General features: G+C 67.3%; 18 protein-coding genes. 11 read left to right on the top strand and 7 right to left on the bottom strand.

The genetic code is table 11. The features are described 5' to 3' along the window. Positions 1 to 4 precede the first annotated feature (4 nt). The 4 genes from AC1KVE_RS13175 to AC1KVE_RS13160 all read left to right on the top strand — a co-directional run bounded on the left by AC1KVE_RS13175 (position 5) and on the right by AC1KVE_RS13160 (position 4293). A complete protein-coding gene (locus tag AC1KVE_RS13175) occupies positions 5 to 1225 on the top strand; it encodes an amidohydrolase family protein (RefSeq protein WP_184455699.1) in 1221 nt (406 codons plus the stop codon). Then, positions 1222 to 1920: a class I SAM-dependent methyltransferase gene (locus tag AC1KVE_RS13170; RefSeq protein ID WP_167704080.1), complete on the top strand. Its 699-nt coding sequence runs from the start codon at positions 1222 to 1224 to the stop codon at positions 1918 to 1920. The genes AC1KVE_RS13175 and AC1KVE_RS13170 overlap by 4 nt, the downstream gene beginning before the upstream one ends. A gap of 136 nt (positions 1921 to 2056) precedes the next feature. Continuing rightward, the gene (locus tag AC1KVE_RS13165; RefSeq protein WP_481093060.1) at positions 2057 to 3184 is read left to right on the top strand and encodes a glycosyltransferase family 4 protein; all 1128 of its coding nucleotides are present in this window, start codon (positions 2057 to 2059) and stop codon (positions 3182 to 3184) included. Continuing rightward, entirely contained in the window at positions 3181 to 4293 is a 1113-nt protein-coding gene (locus AC1KVE_RS13160) for a glycosyltransferase family 4 protein (protein WP_184455703.1), read from the top strand. The genes AC1KVE_RS13165 and AC1KVE_RS13160 overlap by 4 nt, the downstream gene beginning before the upstream one ends. A 287-nt stretch (positions 4294 to 4580) precedes the next feature. On the opposite strand, the gene AC1KVE_RS13155 is transcribed toward AC1KVE_RS13160, so the two are convergent. Continuing rightward, positions 4581 to 5795 (bottom strand): nucleotidyltransferase family protein, encoded by a 1215-nt coding sequence (locus AC1KVE_RS13155; RefSeq protein ID WP_184455705.1) that lies wholly within the window; start codon positions 5793 to 5795, stop codon positions 4581 to 4583. A 60-nt stretch (positions 5796 to 5855) separates the two neighbouring features. Then, positions 5856 to 7409, bottom strand: coding sequence for a B12-binding domain-containing radical SAM protein (locus AC1KVE_RS13150; RefSeq protein ID WP_184455707.1), 1554 nt, complete (start codon positions 7407 to 7409; stop codon positions 5856 to 5858). A gap of 156 nt (positions 7410 to 7565) precedes the next feature. Here AC1KVE_RS13150 and AC1KVE_RS13145 point away from each other — a divergent pair, with 156 nt between their 5' ends. Together AC1KVE_RS13145 and AC1KVE_RS13140 are read left to right on the top strand one after the other, a co-directional pair. Continuing rightward, positions 7566 to 8627, top strand: a complete 1062-nt coding sequence (locus AC1KVE_RS13145) for a phosphoenolpyruvate carboxykinase (ATP) (protein WP_184455710.1) — start codon at positions 7566 to 7568, stop codon at positions 8625 to 8627. Positions 8628 to 8738: 111 nt separating this feature from the next. Then, complete coding sequence (locus AC1KVE_RS13140) at positions 8739 to 10436, top strand: ATP-binding cassette domain-containing protein (RefSeq protein WP_481092251.1); 1698 nt, start codon at positions 8739 to 8741, stop codon at positions 10434 to 10436. Positions 10437 to 10468: 32 nt separating this feature from the next. Here the strand turns inward: AC1KVE_RS13140 and AC1KVE_RS13135 are convergent, their stop codons facing one another. Further along, positions 10469 to 11878, bottom strand: coding sequence for an MFS transporter (locus AC1KVE_RS13135; protein ID WP_184455714.1), 1410 nt, complete (start codon positions 11876 to 11878; stop codon positions 10469 to 10471). A 367-nt stretch (positions 11879 to 12245) separates the two neighbouring features. Here AC1KVE_RS13135 and AC1KVE_RS13130 point away from each other — a divergent pair, with 367 nt between their 5' ends. Next, on the top strand, positions 12246 to 13247 hold the full coding sequence (locus AC1KVE_RS13130) for an LLM class flavin-dependent oxidoreductase (protein ID WP_039527837.1): 1002 nt from the start codon (positions 12246 to 12248) through the stop codon (positions 13245 to 13247). Positions 13248 to 13307: 60 nt separating this feature from the next. Further along, on the top strand, positions 13308 to 13808 hold the full coding sequence (locus AC1KVE_RS13125) for a pyridoxamine 5'-phosphate oxidase family protein (RefSeq protein ID WP_047128559.1): 501 nt from the start codon (positions 13308 to 13310) through the stop codon (positions 13806 to 13808). A 60-nt stretch (positions 13809 to 13868) separates the two neighbouring features. On the opposite strand, the gene AC1KVE_RS13120 is transcribed toward AC1KVE_RS13125, so the two are convergent. Continuing rightward, complete coding sequence (locus tag AC1KVE_RS13120; protein WP_184434267.1) at positions 13869 to 14540, bottom strand: exopolysaccharide biosynthesis protein; 672 nt, start codon at positions 14538 to 14540, stop codon at positions 13869 to 13871. Beyond that, on the bottom strand, positions 14524 to 15864 hold the full coding sequence (locus AC1KVE_RS13115) for a hemolysin family protein (protein WP_016902067.1): 1341 nt from the start codon (positions 15862 to 15864) through the stop codon (positions 14524 to 14526). The genes AC1KVE_RS13120 and AC1KVE_RS13115 overlap by 17 nt, the downstream gene beginning before the upstream one ends. 274 nt (positions 15865 to 16138) lie before the next feature. Between AC1KVE_RS13115 and AC1KVE_RS13110 the strand changes: the two genes are divergently transcribed. The 3 genes from AC1KVE_RS13110 (at position 16139) to AC1KVE_RS13100 (ending at position 18782) form a co-directional block, all read left to right on the top strand. After that, positions 16139 to 16765 (top strand): DUF47 domain-containing protein, encoded by a 627-nt coding sequence (locus tag AC1KVE_RS13110; RefSeq protein ID WP_016902066.1) that lies wholly within the window; start codon positions 16139 to 16141, stop codon positions 16763 to 16765. A gap of 9 nt (positions 16766 to 16774) precedes the next feature. Further along, positions 16775 to 17902, top strand: a complete 1128-nt coding sequence (locus AC1KVE_RS13105) for an inorganic phosphate transporter (RefSeq protein ID WP_024939559.1) — start codon at positions 16775 to 16777, stop codon at positions 17900 to 17902. 118 nt (positions 17903 to 18020) lie between these two features. Further along, on the top strand, positions 18021 to 18782 hold the full coding sequence (locus tag AC1KVE_RS13100; protein ID WP_016902064.1) for a YdcF family protein: 762 nt from the start codon (positions 18021 to 18023) through the stop codon (positions 18780 to 18782). Between the two features lie 260 nt (positions 18783 to 19042). Here AC1KVE_RS13100 and AC1KVE_RS13095 read toward each other — a convergent pair whose 3' ends face one another. Both AC1KVE_RS13095 and parE read right to left on the bottom strand, forming a co-directional pair. Continuing rightward, a complete protein-coding gene (locus tag AC1KVE_RS13095) occupies positions 19043 to 20545 on the bottom strand; it encodes a S10 family peptidase (RefSeq protein ID WP_184455715.1) in 1503 nt (500 codons plus the stop codon). A 302-nt stretch (positions 20546 to 20847) separates the two neighbouring features. Next, on the bottom strand, positions 20848 to 22737 hold the full coding sequence (gene parE / locus AC1KVE_RS13090) for a DNA topoisomerase IV subunit B (protein ID WP_046342354.1): 1890 nt from the start codon (positions 22735 to 22737) through the stop codon (positions 20848 to 20850). Positions 22738 to 22859: the final 122 nt, after the last annotated feature.

The raw sequence follows: 22859 nt of genomic DNA, 5'->3' as shown, positions 1-22859 counted from the left end.
GCCGATGTCCATGGCCGATGTCTGTCTGCAGGGCGCGCGCTCGATCACCCTGGCCGGCCCCTCGCGTGCGCCGCTGACCATCCTCGCAGGGCGCTTCGGCGGCACGCTCGGCACGCGCAGCCTGCGCCTGGACCTGCAGGGGCATGTGCTGGCGCCCGGCCTGATCAATGCGCACGATCATCTGCAGGTCAACTGCGTGCCGCCGCTGCCGCAGGGCGCGGCGTTTCCCAACAGCTATGCGTGGATCGAGGCATTCCAGGCGCATTTCCAGCATCCCGAGGTGGCCGCGGCCCTGCGTGTGCCCAAGGCGGTGCGTCTGCGTCACGGTGGATTGAAGAATCTGCTGGCCGGCGTCACCTGCGTGGCGCAGCACGACCCGTGGCACGCCACCCTGGACGAGGCCAGCTTTCCGGTTGGCCTGCTGCGCGAGTTCGGCTGGAGTTATGCACTGGGATGGACCGGCTATGGCCCACCGGTGCAGGGCAGCTTTGCCGCCACCTCGCCCGAGCATCCCTGGATGATCCACCTGGCCGAAGGCACCGACGCGGCGGCGGCCGCCGAGCTGGAGGAACTGGATCGGCTTGGTTGCCTGGCCTCCAACAGCGTGCTGATCCACGGCGTGGGCATGGGCGAGTGCGATATCGAGCGGGTGATCGCACGCGGCGCGGCGGTGGTGTGGTGCCCGTCGAGCAATCTTGCGCTGCTGGGTCGCACGCTCGACCCCTGGCGCCTGTGCATGGCGGGCCGGCTCGCGTTGGGCAACGATTCGCGCGTCAGCGGTTCGCGCGATCTGCTGGAAGAACTGCGCATTGCCGCCAGCAGCGGCTTGGCCGCGGATCTATTGCTCGGCCTGGTCACCCATCAGTCGGCGCGCATCCTGCGCATGGCCACGCGTGGACGCCTGGCGCCGGGGGCGGCGGCCGATCTGGTGATCGTGCGCGACCGCGGTGGCGACCCGGCCGACAGCGTGGTGGGCTGCGCACGCAGCGACCTGCGTGCGGTGATACGCGATGGCGTCCCGCGCATCGCCGACCCGGATTTTGCCGACTGGTTCGACGCTGCAGGTGTCCAGACCGTGCCGGTACTGCTGGATGGCCGACCCAAGCTGCTCGATGCCACGCTGGCCGATCCGGCGGTGCTGGCACTGGAACCGGGCCTGCAGCGCGTGGCGCAGGCTGCGCACCGGCCCGGCGTGGCCATGGCCGCCAGCGGTGCGCTGTCGTGAGCGCAGTGCCGACGCTGGAGCCGGCGGCGGCGTATGCGCTGTGGGCGCAGGCGTATCCGCCGCATGCGCACAATCCGGTGATGCTGGCCGAGGAGCGCGCCATGCTCGCGCTGATGCCGAGCGTGTTGCAGGGCCAGCACGTGCTGGACGCCGGCTGCGGCAGTGGCCGCTACATGCTGCATGCCTTGCGGCGCGGCGCGCTGCAGGTCACCGGCGTGGATCTGTCGCCGCAGATGCTGCAGCGTGCGCACACCGAGCTGTCGCAGCACTGGCCAGCGGCGCGCATGCACCTGCAACAGGGCAGCCTGGAGCAACTGCCACTGGACGATGCAGTGGCCGATCTCAGCGTCTGCGGCCTGGTGGTCGGCCATCTGCAGCGGCTATGGCCGGCGCTGGAAGAACTGCATCGGGTCACCCGCGTCGGCGGCATCGTGCTGTGCAGCGATGTGCATCCGATCGGCCATGCGCTGGGCTGGCGGCGCGACTTCAAGGCCGATGGCCGGCAGTACGCGGTGCGGCACACGCAACATCTCTACAGCCATTGGCATGCGGCCTGTGCGGCGCTAGGGATGGAAATCGAAGCGGTGGCCGAGCCGATGCTGGACCCGGCCGACATCGCGCCCGGTGCACGGTTCGATCAGGCCGCGCTGCAGGTGCCGGTTGCGCTGGTGTTGCGGCTGCGGCGCATCGCGTGAGCGCCGTGGCGGTCATGCTGGCGTATGCCTGCAGCACCTCGGCCGCGGGCAAGCCTTGCCGTTTGCGCGCCGCGCGGTGCGCGGCACGTGGCCCGATCGCGCTTGCAGGCCGTGCAATCCGGGCGCGGTCGCTGTGATGAGCTTGCGGGTGGCACAACTCAACCTGGTGCCGACGCCGGCCGGCCTGACGGCGGAGCAGGTGTTCGCGCAATGGCCATCGCTGGCCGATATCGCCGAGGCCGTCGCCAGCGCCGGGGTGCGCGTGGCGGTGGTCCAGGCCTCTGCACTGAACCTGCGGCTCACCCGCCAGGGCGTGGACTACCGTTTCGTCGAGCTGGGTGCGCGCGGCAGTGCACAGCGCGCAGCGCTGCTTGCGGCGATGCTGCGCGAGATCGACGCCGATGTGGTCCATGTCCACGGTCTGGAATTTGCCGGCGATGCACGCCGTCTCGCCCGCCTGCTGCCGCATACGCCGATCCTGCTGCAGGATCACGCCAACCGCCCGCCGCGCTGGTGGGCCCGGAGTGTGTGGCGGCGTCGCTACGCTGCCGCCGCCGGGATCGCGTTCACCTCGCTAGACATGGCGCAGCCGTTCGCACAGGCGCGCCTGTTCAAGGCCAGGACGCAGCTGTTTGCGATTCCCGAATCGAGCAGCCGCTTCTCGCCGGGCGATCGCCTGCAGGCACGCGAGCACACCCGCCTGCATGGCGACCCCTGCGTGTTGTGGGTCGGGCATCTGAGCGCGGCCAAGGATCCGCTGTGCGTGCTCGATGCCGTCGCCCTGGCCGCACGCGTGTTGCCGGGCCTGCGGCTGTGGTGCGTGTTCGACCAGGCGCCGTTGCTGGAGCAGGTGCAGCAACGCCTGCGCGCCGATCCGTCGCTGGCGCGCTGCGTGCAGCTACTGGGCAAGGTGCCGCATGCGCGCGTGGAAACGCTGTTGCGTGCCTGCGATCTGTTCGTCTCCGCCAGCCATGCGGAGAGCTGCGGTTACGCGGCTGTGGAAGCCTATGCCTGCGGCACCTTGCCGCTCTTGACCGATATCCCAGCCTTCCGTGCGCTCAGCGATGGCGGCGCAGTCGGTGCGTTGTGGCCGGTGGGCGATGCCTCGGCCCTGGCGGAACTGCTGTTGCGGCTCTTCCGGCAACGCCCCGACCGCGCACAGGTGCGCGCGCATTTCGATGCACGGCTGTCGTTTGCCGCGGTGGGGCAACGCTGGAAGCATGCGTACACCCGGTTGCTGGCCGCGCCAGGGCGGGCCGCATGAAACTGGCCCTGGTGGTCCCGGGCGGCGTGGACCGCAGCGGCGAGGTCCGCGTGATCCCGGTGTTCCTCACCCTGATCGAATGGCTGGCGCGCCATCACCAGGTGCATGTGTTCGTGCTGCACCAGGAGCCGCTGCCCGGTACCTGGGCATTGCGCGGCGCCACCGTGCACAACATCGGCGCCAGGCGCACCCGCACGCGCGCGATCGCCGCCATCGCCAGCGAACACCGGCGTGCCCCCTTCGATGTGATCCAGGCAATCTTTTCCGGCTATTGCAGCCTGATCGCGGTCGCCGCGGCAAGGCTGTTGCGCCGTCCCAGCGTGGTGCATATCGCCGGTGGCGAACTGGTCGCATTGCATGGCATCGGCTACGGCGGCCGGCAGCGTTGGCGCGGGCGTTTACGCGAAGCGGTGATCCTGCGCCTGGCCGACCGCGTCACCGCGGCCAGCGTGCCCATCCTGGAGTCGCTGACGGCGCTCGGCATCCACGCGCAGCGGGTGCCGCTGGGCGTGGATCTGCGGGCCTGGCCACCGGCGGCGCCACGTGCACGCAGCGGCGGCATCGCCCGCTTGCTGCATGTGGCCAGCCTCAATCCGGTCAAGGACCAGACCACCTTGCTGCAGGCAATGGCGGCGCTGAAACGCGCCGGTGTCGCCTTTACCCTGGACATGGTCGGCGTCGATACGCTGGATGGTGCCATGCAGCGCCTGGTGCACCAGCTGGACCTGGGCGGGCAGGTGCGTTTTCTTGGTTTCAAGACCCAGCGCGAGTTGCGCCCGATCATGCAGACGGCCGACCTGCTGGTGCTGTCGTCCTTGCACGAAGCCGGCCCGCTGGTGCTGCTGGAAGCGGCGGTCGCCGGCGTGCCTACCGTCGGTACCGCAGTCGGGCATCTGGTCGAGTGGGCACCGGTGTGCGCGCTCGCGGTACCGCCGGGCGACTGGGCCGGACTGGCAGAAGCCGTCCGCCAGGTCCTGGCCGACGACGAGTTGCGCCTGCGCCTGGCCTGGGCAGCGCAATGCCGTGCGGTACGCGAGGACGCGGCGTTGACCACGCGGCTGTTCGAGCAGCTGTATCGGCAACTGTGCGAGGCGCGGCCGCTGCGCTGACTGCGCCTGCAAGGACGCAGCCTGCATCGGCCGCCATGCAATACGCGCGGTGCAGCAACGAGGCTGCCAGGCCGAACCTGGTGACATCCTCGCAAGGGCGATCGGCTGAAAAGCGGCAGCCTGTGCACGCCTGCTGCAGTCCTGGAATCACCAACAAGACGTCGCGATCGGCCGATGGATGGATGCGGCCGGCGCGCCCGGAATCCGACTGGGCGGTAGATACCTGCCGCCTCCGGGCATCGGCCGCGCCGGCGCGGCAGTGAGTGCAGCAGCGTTGTCAGCCGCGCTCAGACTGGTTGCAGATAGCCGTCCAGCGCTGCACACACCACATACAGCATGTCGGTGCGCGGCACCGGCCGGGTCAGGCGCGTCATCACCCGGCGCAGCTGGGTCTGCCGCACCCATGGCTGGTCCTGAAGCCACAACTGGGTCTGCAGCATATCCGCACGTTCCTTGCGGCTCTCGGCCGACGGCACCACCCGGTTGCGCAGGTACTGGCGCGCTTCGCCCAGCGAGCGTGACCATTCGATGCCGGGCAGGGCCGACAACCACAGGTTGGAACACGAGGCGGTGGTCAGGGTCTGGCGGGCCGCACGCATACGCAGCAGGCGCGGGCAATCGGCCTGCAGCCGCGCCATCACTGCCGGCGGCACCACGCTGCGGTAATAGCGTTGCAACAGCAGCAGCGGCGGCAACGCCCACCACGGCGCCATGGCCGGGTCGTCCCACAACTGTTCCCAGTCGCGCGGGCCCATGCGCGTGGCCAGCAATGCCAGGTCATGCAGATGCATCAGGCGGATGCTGCGCTGGCAGATGCCGCCGGCCGCATGCAGCAGCAGATGGCACATCAGCGCGCCGACCGACGGATAGGGATTCAATCCCGGCTGCGCACGCTCCGGCAGGATGCGCGCGGTGATGTCCACGCTATTCAGCGGCAGGCGTTCCTGGATGCGGGTATGCAGCTCGAGATTGATCGGCGCATCGCGATGCTCGCCCAGTCCCGCAACCGCCTCGCCCTGCAGCGGCTTGAACACCTGGTGCTTCCATTGTTCGAAGGAGGCCACGTAACCCAGCTCGCACAACAGGGCCGCCGCCGCAGGCGCATCCTCCGGCGCCACCAGCAGATCGATATCGGCCATCGGGCGATCGCCGGGCAGATAGACGCCGAGCCGATGCAAGGCGGTGCCCTTGAGACCGACCAGAGCGATGCCCGCCGCACGCGCTGCCGCGTCGATGCGCGTCAGCAGCAGCGCGATGCGCCGATGGCGGTCTTCGACATGGCGGCGTTGCTCGTGCAGGAACGCGGTCCAGTCGGCGTCCTGCCACAGCGAGCGGCGTTGCAGCAGCGGCGACACCCCATGCGCGGCCGCCGCGGCCGCGGCCAGCTGCCATTGCAGCCGGTCCCACTGCGGCACCGCCTCGCCGGGCTGCGCCAATTCCCGGGCCAGCCGTTCGGTGGCCGTCTGCAGGCCGTGCTTGATGGTGCGAAGGGAAGGCTGCATGCGGCGGAGATTCCGAGAAAGGCAACGTGAGGTCGGGAAGCGAGGTCGGCGGGTTGCGCGTCAGCCGACCAGCACGCTGGCCAACTGGCGCGGTTGGCGTTCGGCAGCGCCGGCAAGCGGCTCTGTGCGATGTTGCCGTTCGCTGGCGATCAAGGCGGACCAGCGCGCTTCCAGCGTGTCCGAGGCCTGTGCAAACGCATCGGCGCCCAGCGTGGCGCGCGCCTGTTGCAGGTCCACCTGCATATGCAGCAGATCGCGCACGCTGCGGTAGAACTCCGAGTCGTACGCGCCATGGAACATCATCGCCAGGTCGTCGCTGTCCTGCCAATGGGTCTTGCCGCCCAGCTGGTTTTTCACTTCTTCGTAGAACTTGGTGCCGGGCAGCGGATAGGACACGCTGACGCCGATGATGTCCGGGTTGGCCTGCGTCACCAGTGCGCGCGTGGCCAGGATGTCTTCGAGTTCTTCGCCCAGGTAGCCGAGTTGAATGAAGAAGCCCACGCGGATCCCGTGCGCACCCAGGCGCCGGCGTGCGGCGATCACCTCGCCAACCTCGGTGCCCTTGGTCATTTTGTCCAGGATGCGCTGGCTGCCGCTTTCGGCACCCAGCCAGGCCTCGGCGCAGCCGGCGCGTGCCAGCGCAGCAGCCATACGCTCGCTGGCCAGGTCGGCACGGGTCTGGATGGTGAACGGGATCGCGCCATCGGCGTCGCTCAGGCGCTGCGCAAAGGTTTCCACCCAATCGATATGGAAGCCGAAGATGTCATCGGCCATCCAGAGGTGATCGGGCTGGAAGCTGCGCTTGAGATGGATCATTTCGGCAGCCACGTCGTCCGCATCGCGGCGCTTGTAGTGGTTGCCCCAGATCGGTTTGGCGCACCAGTTGCAGCGGAACGGACAACCGCGCGAGGCGGCCATGTTGAGGCTGAAATAGCCGTGCCGTTGCCGCCAGAACCGCTGATAGCGCGGCATGTCGACCAGGTCCCAGGCCGGCAGGCCGCTCAGGCGCGCGTCCGGCGGTTGTGCGCCACGATGCACGTGTGCTGCAGCAGATGAGCTGACGGCGATACGTGCAACGCCCGCGAGCCAGGCGTCTGTATCGATGATGGGATCTTCTTCGACGCGCGCCACCAGTTCGAGCAGTGGTGCGATGCCTTCGCCGATCAATACCGCGTGCGCGCCGGCAGCCAGAAACACATCTGGGTTGTCGGATGCATCGGAGCCGGCGACCAGCACGCGGCAGCCGGCCGCGCGCGCTTGCGCAATCATCTGACAGGCCGCCTCGCGCATGCGGCTCAGGCACATCTTGGTGAGGAAGTTGAAGTTGTCTTCGTAGAACACCACCAGGTCCGGCTGCGCAGCGTGCAAGGCGCCGGTGTAGTCCTGCACGTCGTCGGCCAGCATCGCGTCGAACAGGCTCAGTGCATGGCCACGCTCGCGCAGCAATGCCGCGACCTGCAGCGTTGCCAGCGGTGGATACGGCTTGCCGCGCTCCCATTGCTTGGGGTCGTAACGCAGGAAATACGAATGACTGACCTGGATCTTTAGCATCTGCACAAGGCTCTCGTTCTGTCGCCAGGTGCGCGCAGCGGCGGCGTGCGCAGGCACCGGCATTCGGCTCGGCAGTAGGTGCGGATGCAGGTGGCTTTGGTTGCGCCGATCGGCATGCTGTCGTTGGTGTGTATTGGGCACGCGTGCCGATGCGGATGCGGCAACCTTTCTGTTGCCGTTCGGCACACACCGGCTGATCGATGCAATGGGTGGAAGGGCATGCCGCAGTCGGCTGCGTTGGCGCAATTGATGCCGGTGGGCGATTACGCAGGCACTGGCGCGCCGGATGCGGCGGCAGTGGCAGCAGATCCGTTCGGCGAACATCGGCCGCGTCGGCAGTGCGTGCGCCGGCAGATCCTCGGCGCACTGTTCCACTTCGAAAGCGACAGCGAAGCGCTGCTGGCATTGGTGGACCTGGCCTACGCGGGCCTGCCCGCGCATCGCCTGCCGGGTGCGCCGGAATTCCATATCACGCTGGATCTGGTGGCGCGTGGTCACGCGTCTTCGAGCGCACAGCCGCCACCGGTGCGCACCCATGCCAGCGGCGGCTTGCTGTGTGGCGTCATGGATGCCTGCAATTACCTGATGTTGTCGGTGCCCGCGCGCCGCGCCATGCTGGTGGTTTCCGACGACATGCTCGCCCACGCCTATCACGTGCGTTATGAGCTGATCGAATTTTCGGTGTTCCTGCTGGCGGCGCGCGGCATGGGCCTGGTGCCGTTGCATGGCGCCTGCGTGGGCCGGCAGGGACGCTGTGTGCTGTTGCTCGGCGCCAGTGGCGCCGGCAAATCGACCCTGGCGCTGCACAGCCTGCTGCATGGCCTGGATTTCATCGCCGAAGACGGTGTGTTCGTGGCGCCGGAGAGTCTGCTCACCACCGGCGTTGCCAACTTTCTGCATCTGCGCGCCGACGCGCTGAGCCTGGTCGATGCGGACACCCGCGCGTGGATCAGCGCCTCGCCAACCATCCGTCGCCGCAGCGGTGTGGAAAAGTTCGAGATCGACATCCGCCACGGCCGTGCGCAACTGGCACACGCGCCCTTGCAGCTGTGTGCGGTGGTGATGCTGTCGGCAATGCCGGCGAGCGATCCCGCACAGCTGTTGCTGGCAATGCCCGCCGAACGCATCGCCGCTTGCCTGGCAAATGATCAGCCGTATGCGGCCGGGCAACCGGGCTGGCAGCGCTTTGTCCAACAGGTACAGCGCATCGGCATGTTCACCCTGCGCCGCGGAGCGCATCCGCAGGCCGCGCTGGATGCGCTGCTGCAGGTGTTGCGGTGAGCGCGCCGGCAACGCGGCAGCCGCGCGTCCTCTTTCAAGCCGACGCCATGCCGTATCCCACAGTGAGGGTCAGGCGTGACTGAGATACGCGCGGCTGCAGATCGCAAGCCCATGCGCGCGCTGTGGCGCGATTTCGTCGACACGCTGGTGCCGGCGGATGTGTCGACCATCGTGCTGTACGTGGGCTTGTCGCTGCTGGCCGCACTGGCCGGCAGCCTGGTCGCGGTCAGCCTGGTGCCACTGGTGCAGCCTGGTCATGCCGTCCGCCTGGCCGGCTACGCGCTGGCGTTACCAGATGGTCTGGCGATGCAGGTGACGCTGTTTGCCGGTGTCAGTCTGGTGTTTGCCGCACTGCGCTGGCATGGCGCACGGCTGGCCGCACGGCTGACCAGCCGCTATGCGATCGGGCTGCGGCAGCGCGTGCATGCGGCGTTGATCGATGCGCCGCTGCCGGCGCTGTCCGGTGCCAGCTCGGCGGAAATCGCCAATGTGCTGACCTACAACATCGAGATCGCCACCCAGGGCTTCAGTGCCGCCTTGCAGCTGCTGGTGGCCGGCATGACAGCTTTGGTGAGCATCTGCATCGCGGTCATGATCGCCCCCGCGTTGCTGATGGCGACGCCGCTGCTGCTGGCACTGGCGTGGCTGGGCTTGCGCATCTCCAGCAGCGGCACCCAGGCGCGCATCAGCCGCGATTACGTGGCCGACATGACGCAGCTGTTCTGGCTGAGCGAAGATTTCCCGCGTCGCCTGCGGCATGTGCGTTCGTTCCAGCGCGAAGCACTGGAAACCCGCCATTACGAGCGCATTTCCGCACGGCTGGGGCAGGGCTATGCGCAGCAGCAGGCGCTGGTGGCGGGCAGCCGGCTGATGCTCGAAGCCACCGCAGTGGCTGTGATCGCCGGAATCCTGGTGCTGGCCAACCTGTGGCAGGGCGCGGATCGCGCTGCGTTGATCACCGTCAGCCTGCTGCTCGGGCGCCTGCTGCCGTATCTGGTCAGCACCCGGCAGAGCGTGCAGCAACTGCGCTCGGCGTGGCCGGCGTTGCAGCTGTGGCGGCGCCATGTCGCGCTGGGCACAACGCGTCCGCCGGCGTCGGCCGCACCGGCACAACCGTTGCCGGCCGCCCTGCATCTCGAACACATCGGCCTGGCACCGCCGTTGCCCAGGCTCGCTCTCGATCCGCTGCTGTTGCTGCCCGGCGAGCTGACCTTGGTCGTCGGTCCCTCCGGCATCGGCAAGAGCAGTCTGATGGACGTGCTCTCGGGTCAGACCCCGCCTGCACAGTTCACCGCGCACATGGCCGGGCGCCGGCTGGATTTTGCCGCGTATCGCGCCCTGGTGCGGCATGGCGCCTACCTCGGCCAGGGGGCGCGGCCGTGGCAGCGCACGGTCCGCGCCTGTCTGGACTGGGCATTGCCCGGCACCAGCGATGCACGCATGTGGCAGGTATTGACCGACGTCGGCCTGGGCGCGCGTCTGCAGCGCGCCGGGCAAGGCCTGGACACCCCGATCAACGGCCCGGATGGGCGCCTGTCCGGTGGCGAAGCGCAGCGCCTGCTGCTGGCGCAGGTGCTGTTGCGCAAGCCGACCCTGGCGGTACTGGACGAGGCCACTAGCGCACTGGATGCCGAGGCCGAACAGCAGGTGTTGTGCATGCTGCGGCAACGCCTGCCGCAGACCGTGCTGGTGGTGGTCTCGCATCGCACCAGCCTGGCCGCAGTGGCCGATCGCACGGTTGCCTTGGGCACCGCAGTGGCTGCGCAGACCGCTGCCCACGCCGATGCGGTTGCTAGCTCAGACGCGTGATGGCAGATGGCGTGGCCGCGTCGGCGCCGCGATCAGCCGGCAATCTCTTCCAGCGCCCGATTGCGCGTGCGCGGGCCCAATAGCGCAATCACGCTGGCCACGATCGACATGCTGATCACGATAAAGGCCAGCACGCCCTGGCTGCCGACCTGGGCGAGCAGCCAACCGATCAGCACGCTGCTCACCGCCGTGGAAAGACGGCTGAAGGAATAGCAAAAGCCTACTGCGCGCGCGCGCAAGCCGGTGGGGAACAGCTCGGCCTGATAGCCGTGATAGGCAAAGCTCATCCAGGCATTGCAGAACGCAATCATCGCCCCGCACAGCACCATGCCGAGCGCCTGATGCTGCAGCGAAAACAGCACGCCGAACAGCACCGCGCCCAGGGCCGATGCGGTGATCTGCCATTTGTTGTCCCAGCGCTGCGCAAAGCGCAGCAACAGCAGCGGCGCCAGCGGGTAGGCCAGCGAAATCGCAAAGGAATAGGCCAGGCTCTTGGTCACGCCGGTGCCTTGCGCCGAGATCAGTGCCGGCAACCAGTTGCCGAAGCCGAAGAAGCCGATCGCCTGAAAGATATGGAATACCACCAGCATGCCGATGCGCCCGCGATACGGCGCACGCCACAGCGCCGCGGTCTGCATGTCGCCGGCCGGCGAGGGGGCAAGCGGCTGCGGTGCGGCCAGGGGCGCGCCCAGATCGCGCACGCAGCGCGTTTCGAGCTGGGTCAAGACCGCATCGGCTTCGGCATGGCGTCCCTGCGCCGCCAGCCAGCGGGCCGATTCCGGCAACCGGCTACGCAACCACCAGATCGCCAGCGCAAACACCCCGCTCAGCAGCACCACCCAGCGCCAGCCGCTCACCCCCAGCGGTGCATGCGGCACCAGCAGCCAGGCAGTCAGCGCTACCGCAGGCACCGCCAGAAACTGCACGAAGAACGCAAACGCGAACGCGGCACTGCGCATATGCCGCGGCACCAGCTCGGACAGATAGGTGTCGATGGTGACCAGCTCGATGCCCAGGCCGATCCCCACCACCAAGCGCAGCACGATGACCCCGGTGGCGGTGTGCTGCAGGCCCATCGCCACGGTCGCGGCGGTGTACCAGATCAGGGCGAAGGTGAACACCGGACGGCGCCCGAGGCGGTCGGCGAACGGACTCAACAGGGCGGCGCCGACGAACAGGCCCAGAAATGTCGCCGCCGCGAACGCGGCCTGGTCGGACATGCCGAACGCGCCATCGGCAGCGCTGGCAAAGATGCCGTCGCGGATCAGCCCGGGGCTGATGTAGGCGGTCTGGAACAGGTCGTACAACTCGAAAAATCCACCCAGCGCGAGCAGGCCGATCAGCCGCCACAGCGTGGCGCTGGCCGGCAGCCGGTCGATCCGCGCGGCGATGTGCAGGGTGGCGGAAGCGGGGTCAAGCGGAGCGGTCGAAGCCATCGTCATGCAGGCGCTGCCAGTGCGGTGTCCATCATAGCCAGCAGCCCTGTCACGCGGCGCCCGTGCTTCGCGGTCAGGCAACTGCATTCGCAGGCGATCCGGCGAGCGCCAGACATCAACAGCCATCGCGCATGGCCCGAAGGCCCGCTCTCCGGGGCGCATGCATGGCTTGCACGCCATTGCCGCGCCTGCGTTGCAGCGCCTGTGCAACAAGGCGCGGGCCTGGGCACGGAGCGGGGGAGTGGCCAGCTGCAGATCCTCCCGTTGTTTGACCACTGGAATGCTGTAATCCCCCCAGCGCCACCTGGGCAGGTGGCAAAGCCGCCTGGCCAGCCCCATCTCTTGCACATCATTCATTCCCCGGAGTCATCCGATGACGCCCATTTCCGTGCTCGACCTGGCGCCGGTCTGCGAAGGCAGCGACACCACCCACGCCTTCGCCAACATGCTCGATCTGGCCCAGCACGCCGAGCGCTGGGGCTACCAGCGTTACTGGCTGGCCGAGCACCACAACATGCCGGGCATCGCCAGCGCCGCCACCGCGGTGCTGATCGGCCATGTCGCCGGTGGCACCAAGACCATCCGCGTCGGCGCCGGCGGCATCATGCTGCCCAACCATGCGCCGCTGCAGGTGGCCGAACAGTTCGGCACGCTGGCCTCGCTGTATCCGCAGCGCATCGACCTGGGCCTGGGCCGCGCGCCCGGCACCGACCAGCCGACCGCGCGCGCCCTGCGCCGCTATTTCGACAGCGCCGACCATTTCCCGCAGGACGTGGCCGAGCTGCTGCGCTACTTCGCGCCGGTGGTGCCGGGGCAACTGGTGCAGGCAGTGCCGGGGGGCGGTCTCGACGTGCCGGTGTGGCTGCTGGGTTCCAGCCTATTCAGTGCGCGGCTGGCTGCGGCGATGGGCTTGTCGTTTGCGTTCGCCTCGCATTTCGCGCCTGACGCGATGGACGAGGCGGTCGCGATCTACCGCCGCGAGTTCCGTCCGTCCGCGCAGTTGGCCAAGCCGCACGTGATGCTGGCCTTGAATGTGGTGGCTGCGGAGACCGAAGCGCAGGCACGCCGCCTGTTCACCACCCAGCAGCAGAGCTTCGTCAACCTGCGTCGCGGCAAGCCGGGCAAGATTCCCGCGCCGATCGACGATATCGACAGCTTCTGGCAGCCGCACGAGCGTGCCGGCGTGGAGCGTGCGTTGGCATGCACGGTGCTGGGCGATGCCGAGCAGATCGCGCGGGGCGTGGCCGAGTTCATCGAGCGCCACACCCCGGACGAACTGCTGTTCACCGCCAACATCTACGACCATGCCGCGCGTTTGCGTTCGTTCGAAATCGCCGCCATGGCCTGCCGCGAGCTGGACGTGACTCCTGCGTGATTCACGTCGCTTTGCGCGGCGATCCGCTCAGATGCATGCACCTCCATTGGGAACACCAGCATGCAATTTCAGGAACGCAGCGAGAGCATCAAGCAGTTGGCGGAATTGATCCGCGGCGTGGACATCGCGATGTTCACGACCGTGTCGGCCGATGGCAAGTTGGTGAGCCGGCCGTTGGGGACGCAGGAAGTCGAATTCGATGGCGACCTGTGGTTCGCCACCGCCGCCGACAGCCCGAAGGTGGCTGAAATCGCCGCCGATCCGCGCGTCAACGTGGCCTATGCCTCGACCTCGAAGAACAGCTACGTCTCGGTCGCCGGTACCGCACGCGTGGTCGATGACCGCGCCAAAATCGAGCAGCTGTGGTCACCGGCGATGAAGGTGTTCTTCCCCGGCGGCAAGGACGACCCGAACCTGCGCCTGATCCATGTGCGCGCCGAGTCGGCCGAATACTGGGATGGCCCGAGCGGATTGCTCGGCAAGGCGCTGTACTTCGTGATGACGGCCGTGACCGACGATACCGGCAGCCTGTCGGACAACCGCGTGGTCGATCTGAAGTAACTGCGCTCCAGGTGCGCCGGCTGAAGTAACTGCGCTCCAGGTGCGCCGGCCGTCGCGCGCTCAGCGCCAGGCGGCCGGCCACCAACTGCGGATCAGGTCCAGCAACTGGTCCGAGGTGACGCCGAACACCGCCACCGAGATCAGCGCAGCGGCCCAGCCCACCAGCAGCAATGCGCCGTCGCGCTCGAGCAGGGCCAGTGCAAACAGCAGCAGGATCAGCCCGAAGATGTAGTTGGTGAACGGAATCGGCAGCGTCAGCAGGATGCCGACCAGCACCAGCAGCACGCCGGTGACCATCTGCGCAGGCATCCGGTCCAGCATGCCGTGCAGGCGCGGCTTGAGCAGCCGGTCCAGGCGCTGCAACGTCGGCGCAAGCCGTGCGACGAAACGCTGGCTGGTACTGCGGCGCGGCCCGCGATCGCCGATGAAACGCGGCACCCACGGCTTGCGCAGGCAGCACATCATCTGCAGCCCGATCAATACCGTCAGCGGGCCACTGATGCCGCCGGCCAGGCCGGGAATCGGAATGAACGACGGCAGGATCGCCAGGAACAGGAACACCCCGAATGCGCTCTGCTGCAGATCGGCCAGGATCTCGCGCACCCGCAGCACATGCTCCGGATCGCCCTCGCTGAAGGCCGCCAGCAGGCTACGGATGCCTTCGTTGCGATAGCGCATCTGCGCGCCGTCCGCTCCATCCGATGGCGGTACGCGGTTATCCGACGATGTCATCGCTGCCCTCGTCGCTGACGCGGCTCAGCAGCAGCTTGTCGACGCGTGCGCCATCCAGATCGACGATCTCGATGCGCCAGCCGGCCCAATCGAAGAATTCGCCCGCCTGCGGAATGCGCCCGAAGTAGTAAATGCACAGGCCGGCGAGCGTGTGGTAGTCGCCCTCGTCGGCCTCCGGCAGTTCGGCGCCCAGCACTTCGCGCAGTTCCTCCACCGGCAGCGAGCCGTCGATCAGCAGCGAGCCGTCGGCGCGCGTGACCACCAGCGCATCCTCGTCGGTGTTTTCCACCGCCTGCAGGCGGCCGACCACCGCGCCCATCAGGTCGCTGATGGTCACCAGCCCGCGGATTTCACCGTATTCGTCCACCACCAGCGCCATCGACTGCTGTTCTTCGCGGAAGATCTCCAGCAGCTTCATCGCATGCGTAGATTCGGACACGAACAAGGTGTCGCGCAGCGCCTGGAACAGCTGCGCGCCGTGTCCGTCCATGCGCGTGACCAGCGACTTGACCTCCAGCACGCCGGCGATGTCCTGGTCGCTGCCACGGTAGACCGGGTAACGCGAGAATTCGTGCTCGCGCATCACCAACAGATTGCGTTCCGGCTCGGCGTTGGCATCCAGCCAGGCGATGCGGTTGCGCGGCGTCATCAGGCTGTCAGCGGTGCGGTCGCCCAGCCGCATCACGCGGTTCATCATGTCGCGTTCGTGCGCATCGATCACGCCGGCCTCGTGGCTTTCGGCTACCAGCATGCGGATCTCCTCTTCGGTCACCGATGCCGATTCGTCCTTGCCCATGCCGAGCATGCGCAGCACCAGCCGGGTCGAGCGCGCCAGCACCCACACGCCGGGCGCGGCGATCTTTGCCAGCCACGCCATCGGCACCGCGACCACCCCGGCGATGTCCTCGGAGTTGCGCAGCGCCAGCCGCTTGGGCACCAGTTCGCCGAAGATCAGCGTCAGGAAGGTGATCAGGGCCACCGCCAGCGTGCTGCCGATTACCACCGAATACGGGCGCGGCTTGCCGACCAGCTCGAACGAGGCCGACAGCGCCGGGAACAGCCCCTGCAGCCAGCTGCTGATGGCCTCGCCGATCGCCTCGCCACCGAACACGCCGGTCAGGATGCCGATCAGGGTGATGCCGATCTGCACCGTGGACAGGAAGTTTTCCGGGCTTTCGGCCAGCGCCAGGGCACGGGCGGCGCGCTTGCTGGAGCCGGCCATCTGCTTCAGCCGGCTCTTGCGCGAGGTCATCAGGGACATTTCCGACATCGCGAAGAAGCCGTTCAACAGGATCAGCGCGATGACGATCAGAAACTCAACCACGGGCGTCTTCCCCGGTCAGTGAAGGGGAGGGCGGGCGAGCACTGGGTTGGCCGGCGCGCACGGGGGCGGGGCGGCAACGGGGGAATATAGGGTCGTCTTCCATAGGGTGCACCCGAGGGCGCGGGAGCATGTTAGCAAACCACAGGGTGGTTCGAGCCGGGAAATGCCGATGTGAAGGCCGCCTGCGCCGCCGAGATACCCAGACAGGTCATGGAACGGTCATAATTCGCGCTTGGCGTCCGTCTCTCCCTCGACGGCAGGAAGTTTTCCACCCATGTTCTCGTTGCAGACCATCTTCGGCTCCGGCAAGCAGTTCTATGCGCTTCTGAACGAAGCGGCGCAGGCCGCCTACGACAGCACCAAGGCCTTGCACGCCATGATGCGCACGTCCGACCGCCAACCCGCGCTGGACGCCTTCAAGCTGGCCCGCCTGCGCGAACGCGCCGCCTCGGACAAGATCGGCCAGGCGCTGGTGGACAGCTTCATGACCCCGATCGAGCGCGAGGACATCGAAGCGCTGGGCTCGGCCCTGTACAAGATTCCCAAGCAGGTCGAGAAGTTCGCCGACCGCTACTCGCTGGCCACCAAGCATCTGGAGCACATCGACTTCGCCCCGCGCGCGGCGATGCTGGAACAGGCCGCCGCGGTGGTGGTGGAGATGGTGGCCGACCTGCCGCAGATGAACATCGATCGCATGACCGCGCTCAACGACAAGCTGCGCATGCTGGAAAACGAAGCCGACCGGCTGATGCTCGAGCTGTACCGCGACATCTATTCCGGCCGCCTGGACACGCTGCAGATGTTCCTGCTCAAGGAATTCTTCGAGATTCTGGAAAAGGCCATCGACCGTTGCCGCGAGGCAGGGGTGGTGGTGTACCAGATCGTATTGAAGAACAGCTGAGGTCGCCGCGTGCTTACCCTAGTTCTGGTGGTGATCCTGGCGGCGTTGGTGTTCGAGTTCATCAACGGCTTCCACGACACCGCCAACTCCATCGCCACCGTGGTCGCCACCAAGGTGCTGTCGCCGGGCTGGGCGGTGATGCTGGCCGCCGGCATGAACCTGATTGGCGCGCTCACCGGCACCGCAGTGGCATTGACGATCGCCTCCGGCCTGCTCAACACCGAGGTGGTCGAGGTCACCCCGCAGGTGATCCTGTGCGCGCTGCTGGGCGGCATCATCTGGAACCTGATCACCTGGTGGAAGGGCCTGCCGTCGTCGTCCTCGCACGCCTTGATCGGCGGGCTGTGCGGCGCCGGCCTGGCCGCCGCGCACAACAACTGGAACGCCTTGATCTGGTCGGAAAACATCGGCAACTGGGCCAAGAACAAGGGCCTGTTGTGGAAGGTGTTCGTGCCGATGATCACCTCGCCGATCGCCGGCTTCCTGCTCGGTATCGTGGTGATGCTGCTGCTGTGGGCGATCATCGCCGGCATGGCCCGGCTGGGCGGGCCGATCGGGCGGCTGGCGCGTCCGCGCTGGGTCAATGCGTTCTTCGGCAAGGCGCAGATCGCCTCGGCCGCCTACATGGGCTATGCCCACGGCCACAACGACGCGCAGAAGACCATGGGCATCATCGCGATGACCCTGATCGGCGCGCAGTCGGCCGGTGCGCTGGACGATCTGCCGAGCTGGCTGTCGTTCCTGCATCCGGGCACCGGCCTGGCCGCGGGCGCCGGCATTCCGATGTGGATCGTACTGACCTGTGCGGTGGTGATGGCCGCCGGCACCGCCTCGGGCGGCTGGAAGATCATCAAGACGCTCGGCCACAAGATGGTCAAGCTGCATCCCATCCACGGCTTTGCCGCAGAAACCAGCTCGGCCACCGTGCTGACCGTGGCCGCGCACTTCGGCATGCCGGTGTCGACCACGCACAGCATTTCCACCGCGATCATGGGTGTGGGCTTTGCCAAGAACCCGCGCTCGCTGCGGCTGGGCGTGATCGAGCGCATCGTCTGGGCCTGGATCCTGACCATCCCGGCCGCCGGCGGGGTGGCGTATCTGATCCTGCGCTGCTTCGAATGGTTCGGCTGGACCTGAGCAATGTCGTGCTGTGGTCACCTCGGTGGGCGAGCATGCGCGCCACCCGCGGCGTGCCCTGCAGGCCCCCCCGTTCGACCCTGATGTGCCAACGCGTCCTGCCTGAGGAAACGCGCCGATGATGCTTGCGCTGGTGTGCGTGCTGTTCTTGCTGTCCTGGCTGATCGGCCGCCGGCGCTGGCTGCGCAGTGCGCGTGCGCTGGCAGCGGCCACATTGGCGTTGCTGCTGCTGGTGGGCTGCGGCCCGTTGGCGAGCTGGATGCTGCACGGGCTGCAGCAGACCGGCGTCAACGATTTCAACGACTGGCGCGCGCGCAACATGATCGTGCTGCTGGGCGCGGGCACGGTGCGGCCGGATGGCCCCGACGCCACCGCCGAGGCCAACATGTTCGCCTACGGCCGCATCGTCGAGTCGGCGCGGCTGTACCGGCAGTGCCGTGCGCATGGCGGCGACTGCAAGATCGAGATCAGTGGCGGCGACGCGCGCGGGCTGGGCCTGTCCGAGGCGGTGGTGTATCGAAAGGTGCTGATCGGGCTGGGCATCGACCAGGCCGACCTGATCATGGAGCCGTCCAGCATGAACACCTGGCAGAACGCGCAGTTCAGCCAGCCATTGCTGCGCCAGTACCGCCCCGAGCGGGTCGTGCTGGTGTCCTCGGCCACGCATCTGCGGCGTGCCGAGCTGTACTTCCGCCACTTCGGCATCGACGCCACGCCAGTGCGCTCGGACTGGTTGACCGCGTCGTGGGCGTGGTTGCCGCAGAGCTACAACTTCACCGTGGCCGATGTCGCCTTGCACGAGTACCTGGGCATTGCGCGCTATCGGGTTTACGAGTGGCTGGGGTGGAATGTGGAGGCTGTTCGGGCTGGGGCGTTGTGAATCGGGAATCGGGAATCGGGAATCGGGAATCGGGAATGGTGATTCGGGATTCGGGATTCGTAGCAGCTGGTGCGCTTCCTGATATGTGCGGCTGATTAGCGTCCGAAGGCGATTGCCACTCTGGATTGATGGGGGTAAGGCGTGTGCGCGGCGGTCGGGAGGGGGATTGCGCTGCTTGGTGGCAGCGTGGCTGGTTGCGCGTTTAGTTGCCGCTGGCGTAATGCATCGCCTGCCGCGTTTGCGGCCGGCGATGGTGGTGCTCAGCGGGTTTCGTACATCGTCCTGACGTCGTTGCGGAATGCGGCCTGGCTGTCGGCGCGGTTGTAGAACATGTGGCCGCCAGGATATTCGCGCACCTGTACGCGCTTGGGGTCGCTGCCCATCGTCGGCATCTGGTCCACCGTCAGCACCGAGCCCATGAACGGGCAGGAGAGATCGTTCCAGCCATGCGCGATCAATACGCGCAGCTTGGGGTCGATCGCCACCGACTGGCGCAGCTGGGTGACCGCGCCCTTGCGCAGTTCGTCGTTCCAGTCCCATAGCTTGTTGACGTCGTAATTGAGCGCCTGATAACGCGCATCGACCTTCCAGCCGACCACGCGGGTGACGAAGTCCACCATCGCGGTGGTGGTCGGCGCGATGATGCTGTCCAGCAGCGGGTCGTTGGCGCGCTGCTCGGGATCGTTGGGGAAGGGGTCGAACGCGGTCACGTTGGAGTCGTAGCGGCTGCCCAGCTCGCCCTTGTCGCGGAACACCTCGCGCAGATAGGCCTGGGTTTCCAGGCGCCCGCCGGAGCGGCGCACATAGGTTGCGTCCAGCCCGGTCATGCGGGTGACCTGCTGCAGCATCGCCTCGGTCGCCTGCGGGTCGGTGCGGCCTTTCATCAGCGCCACCGCGTAGTCGCCGCGGGTGTAATCGATCACCTGGCGCATCGCCGTGTCGCTTAGCTGGCCCTGGCGTTCCAGGTGTGCGGCGGCGATCGAGGGCAGCGTCATCATCCAGGCCAGCGGCGACACATCGCTGTTGTCGTCCAGGGTGGGATTGAGATACGGCGACACCAGCACCACGCCGTTCATCGCCACGCCCAGCCGGGTCTGCAGGTACTGGGTGATGCGCGGGCCGCGGAAGCCGCCATAACTTTCGCCGACCAGGTACTTGCGTGCCTGCAGGCGGCGGTTCTTCAGCAGCCAGTCGTAGACCACACGCGAGAGATATTCCACGTCGGCCTGCGGGTTGTAGAACTGCTTCTTGGCTTCATCGTCGCCGATCAGGGCGCGGCTGAAGCCGGTGCCGACCGGGTCGATGAACACCAGGTCGGTGAAGTCCAGCCAGGTGCCGGGGTTATCGCGCAGCGCCGCCGGTGCGGAGGCGCTGTCGCCTTCGGCGCCGAAACCGACCACCTTGGGTCCGATCGCGCCCATGTTCAGATACACCGACGACGCACCGGGGCCGCCATTCAGCGCGAAGGTCACCGGGCGGTCCTTGCCATCGACGGTGTAGGCGGTGAACACCACCTCGCCGGTGGTCTTGCCCTGCGCATCGCGCACCGGCAGCGTGCCGACGGTTGCGGTGTAACTCAGCGTGCGCCCACCCACGCGGGTGCTTTGCCGCACGCTGGCATCGGCCGGCAGTGGCACGGGTTTGGCGGCCGCGGCATCGGATTTGGTGTCGGTTTTTGCAGCGTTCTTGTCGGGCGCGTCGGCCAGCGCGGTTCCGCTGAGCAGGACGCAGGCCAGCAGGCTGGCACGGAGGAAGCAGGGCATGAGCATCGGAGATTCGGCAGGGAGCGAGGATGCTAGGCCGCCGATGGCGTCGGATGGATGTGCACAAAGGCATGTGTGTCGCGTTGGCCGACGTGGCCTGCCTGGCTAGAAGCAGCATGTGCCACTGCAGGTGGCCGTCTGAGCCGAAGGGTGGGGATCGGCTTCACCCTCACCCCAACTTCCGCTTCGCACCCCCGGCCCGGGCTGGCAGCGCGGGCGCTCGAAGAGACCTGCGCAAGCAGTGCCTTCTCGCCCCGCTGGGGGGGCTTTCGCTGCTTGGTGTTTTCAGAATTTCAGCGAACTCAAACCTCCAGCGACGCCAGATCGCCCTTGGTCTCCAGCCACTGCTTGCGATCGCCGGCGCGCTTTTTCGCCAGCAGCATGTCCATCAGCGAGCGGGTCTGTTCGCCATCGTCGATGGTCAGCTGCACCAGGCGACGCGTATCCGGGTGGATGGTCGATTCGCGCAGCTGTTGCGGATTCATCTCGCCCAGGCCCTTGAAGCGGGTGACGCTGACCTGGCCCTTGAGCTTCTCGCGCGCGATCTTGTCCAGCAGCGTGGTCTTTTCCTCTTCGTCCAGCGCGTAGAACACCTGCTTGCCCACGTCCACGCGGAACAGCGGCGGCATCGCCACGAACACGTGGCCGGCCGCGACCAGCGCGGGGAAATGCTGCAGGAACAGCGCGGTCAGCAAGGTCGCGATATGCAGGCCGTCGGAGTCCGCATCGGCCAGGATCACTACCTTGCCGTAACGCAGCCCGGTGATGTCGTCCTTGCCCGGGTCGCAGCCGATCGCGATCGCCAGGTTGTGCACTTCCTCGGAGGCCAGCACGCTGCCCGATGCCACTTCCCAGGTGTTGAGGATCTTGCCGCGCAGCGGCAGGATCGCCTGGAAGTCCTTGTCGCGGGCCTGCTTGGCCGAGCCGCCGGCCGAGTCGCCCTCGACCAGGAACAGTTCGGTGCGCGACAGATCCTGGCTGATGCAGTCGGCCAGCTTGCCGGGCAGGGCCGGACCCTGGGTGACCTTCTTGCGGACGATCTGCTTTTCGGTCTTCAGGCGCGCACTGGCGCGGTCGATGGCGATCTGCGCGATCTTCTCGCCGATCTCCACGTTCTGATTCAGATACAGGCTGAAGGCATCGTGCGCGGCGCCTTCGATGAAGCCGGCGGCCTGGCGCGAGGACAGCCGCTCCTTGGTCTGCCCGGAGAACTGCGGGTCGGTCATCTTCAGGCTGAGCACGAAGGTGACCCGGTCCCATACGTCTTCCGGCGCCAGCTTGACCCCACGCGGCAGCAGGTTGCGGAAGTCGCAGAACTCGCGCAACGCATCGGTCAGGCCCGAACGCAGGCCGTTGACGTGGGTGCCGTGCTGCGCGGTCGGGATCAGGTTGACATAGCTTTCCTGCACCAGCTCGCCTTCCGGTACCCAGGCCGCGGCCCAGTCGACGATCTCGGTGTCCTTCTTCAGGCTGCCCACGAACAGGTCGGCCGGCAGCATCTCGTGCGCGGCCATCTCGCCCTTGAGATAGTCGCGCAGGCCGTTCTCGAAGTACCAGCTGTCCTGCTCGCCGGTGGCCTCGTCGTGGAGCTTGACGGTCAGGCCGGGGCACAGCACGGCCTTGGCGCGCAGCAGATGGCGCAGCGCACGCACGTTGAACTTGGGCGTGTCGAAATACTTCGGGTCGGCCCAGAAGCGCAGCCGCGTACCGGTATTCTTCTTGCCAACGGTGCCGACCACTTCCAGCTTGGAGGCGGCGTGGCCGTCGCGGAACTCCATGCGGTGCTCGCTGCCTTCGCGCTTGATGAACAGCTCGACCTTGGTCGACAGCGCATTGACCACGCTGACGCCCACGCCATGCAGGCCGCCGGAGAAGGTGTAGTTGCGGTTGCTGAACTTGCCGCCGGCATGCAGCCGGGTCAGGATCAGCTCGACACCGGGAATCTTTTCTTCCGGGTGCATGTCCACCGGCATGCCGCGGCCGTCGTCGGACACCTCGCAGCTGCCGTCCTTGTACAGGGTCACTTCGACCTGCCTGGCGTGACCGGCCAGCGCCTCGTCGACCGAGTTGTCGATCACTTCCTGCGCCAGATGGTTCGGGCGCGCAGTGTCGGTATACATGCCAGGGCGGCGTTTGACCGGGTCCAGGCCCGACAGCACTTCAATATCGGCGGCGTTATAACGGGTGTTCATGCATCTCGTTGGCACGTGAAACGACGCGCAAGTGTGGGGGTTGGGCCGATTTTTTGCACGCGACAGGCGTTCAGTGCAGGGCGGGGTGCGGCTGGATACCCTGGCGTTGGATTCGGAACCAA

Source organism: Xanthomonas sp. NCPPB 2864 (assembly GCF_056675615.1).
The sequence above is the reverse complement of the archived record's forward strand: the minus strand, read 5'-3'. Positions and strand labels throughout refer to the sequence as shown.

Bases quoted from the DNA above. Each gene is read 5' to 3' on its own strand.
- AC1KVE_RS13110 (WP_016902066.1), top strand. From the start codon at position 16,139: ATGTTCTCGTTGCAGACCATCTTCGGCTCCGGCAAGCAGTTCTATGCG.
- AC1KVE_RS13100 (WP_016902064.1), top strand. From the start codon at position 18,021: ATGATGCTTGCGCTGGTGTGCGTGCTGTTCTTGCTGTCCTGGCTGATC.
- AC1KVE_RS13140 (WP_481092251.1), top strand. From the start codon at position 8,739: ATGCGCGCGCTGTGGCGCGATTTCGTCGACACGCTGGTGCCGGCGGAT.
- AC1KVE_RS13165 (WP_481093060.1), top strand. From the start codon at position 2,057: ATGAGCTTGCGGGTGGCACAACTCAACCTGGTGCCGACGCCGGCCGGC.
- AC1KVE_RS13155 (WP_184455705.1), bottom strand. From the start codon at position 5,795: ATGCAGCCTTCCCTTCGCACCATCAAGCACGGCCTGCAGACGGCCACC.
- parE (WP_046342354.1), bottom strand. From the start codon at position 22,737: ATGAACACCCGTTATAACGCCGCCGATATTGAAGTGCTGTCGGGCCTG.
- AC1KVE_RS13145 (WP_184455710.1), top strand. From the start codon at position 7,566: ATGCCGCAGTCGGCTGCGTTGGCGCAATTGATGCCGGTGGGCGATTAC.
- AC1KVE_RS13175 (WP_184455699.1), top strand. From the start codon at position 5: ATGTCCATGGCCGATGTCTGTCTGCAGGGCGCGCGCTCGATCACCCTG.
- AC1KVE_RS13125 (WP_047128559.1), top strand. From the start codon at position 13,308: ATGCAATTTCAGGAACGCAGCGAGAGCATCAAGCAGTTGGCGGAATTG.
- AC1KVE_RS13135 (WP_184455714.1), bottom strand. From the start codon at position 11,878: ATGACGATGGCTTCGACCGCTCCGCTTGACCCCGCTTCCGCCACCCTG.
- AC1KVE_RS13095 (WP_184455715.1), bottom strand. From the start codon at position 20,545: ATGCCCTGCTTCCTCCGTGCCAGCCTGCTGGCCTGCGTCCTGCTCAGC.
- AC1KVE_RS13150 (WP_184455707.1), bottom strand. From the start codon at position 7,409: ATGCCGGTGCCTGCGCACGCCGCCGCTGCGCGCACCTGGCGACAGAAC.
- AC1KVE_RS13120 (WP_184434267.1), bottom strand. From the start codon at position 14,540: ATGACATCGTCGGATAACCGCGTACCGCCATCGGATGGAGCGGACGGC.
- AC1KVE_RS13160 (WP_184455703.1), top strand. From the start codon at position 3,181: ATGAAACTGGCCCTGGTGGTCCCGGGCGGCGTGGACCGCAGCGGCGAG.
- AC1KVE_RS13130 (WP_039527837.1), top strand. From the start codon at position 12,246: ATGACGCCCATTTCCGTGCTCGACCTGGCGCCGGTCTGCGAAGGCAGC.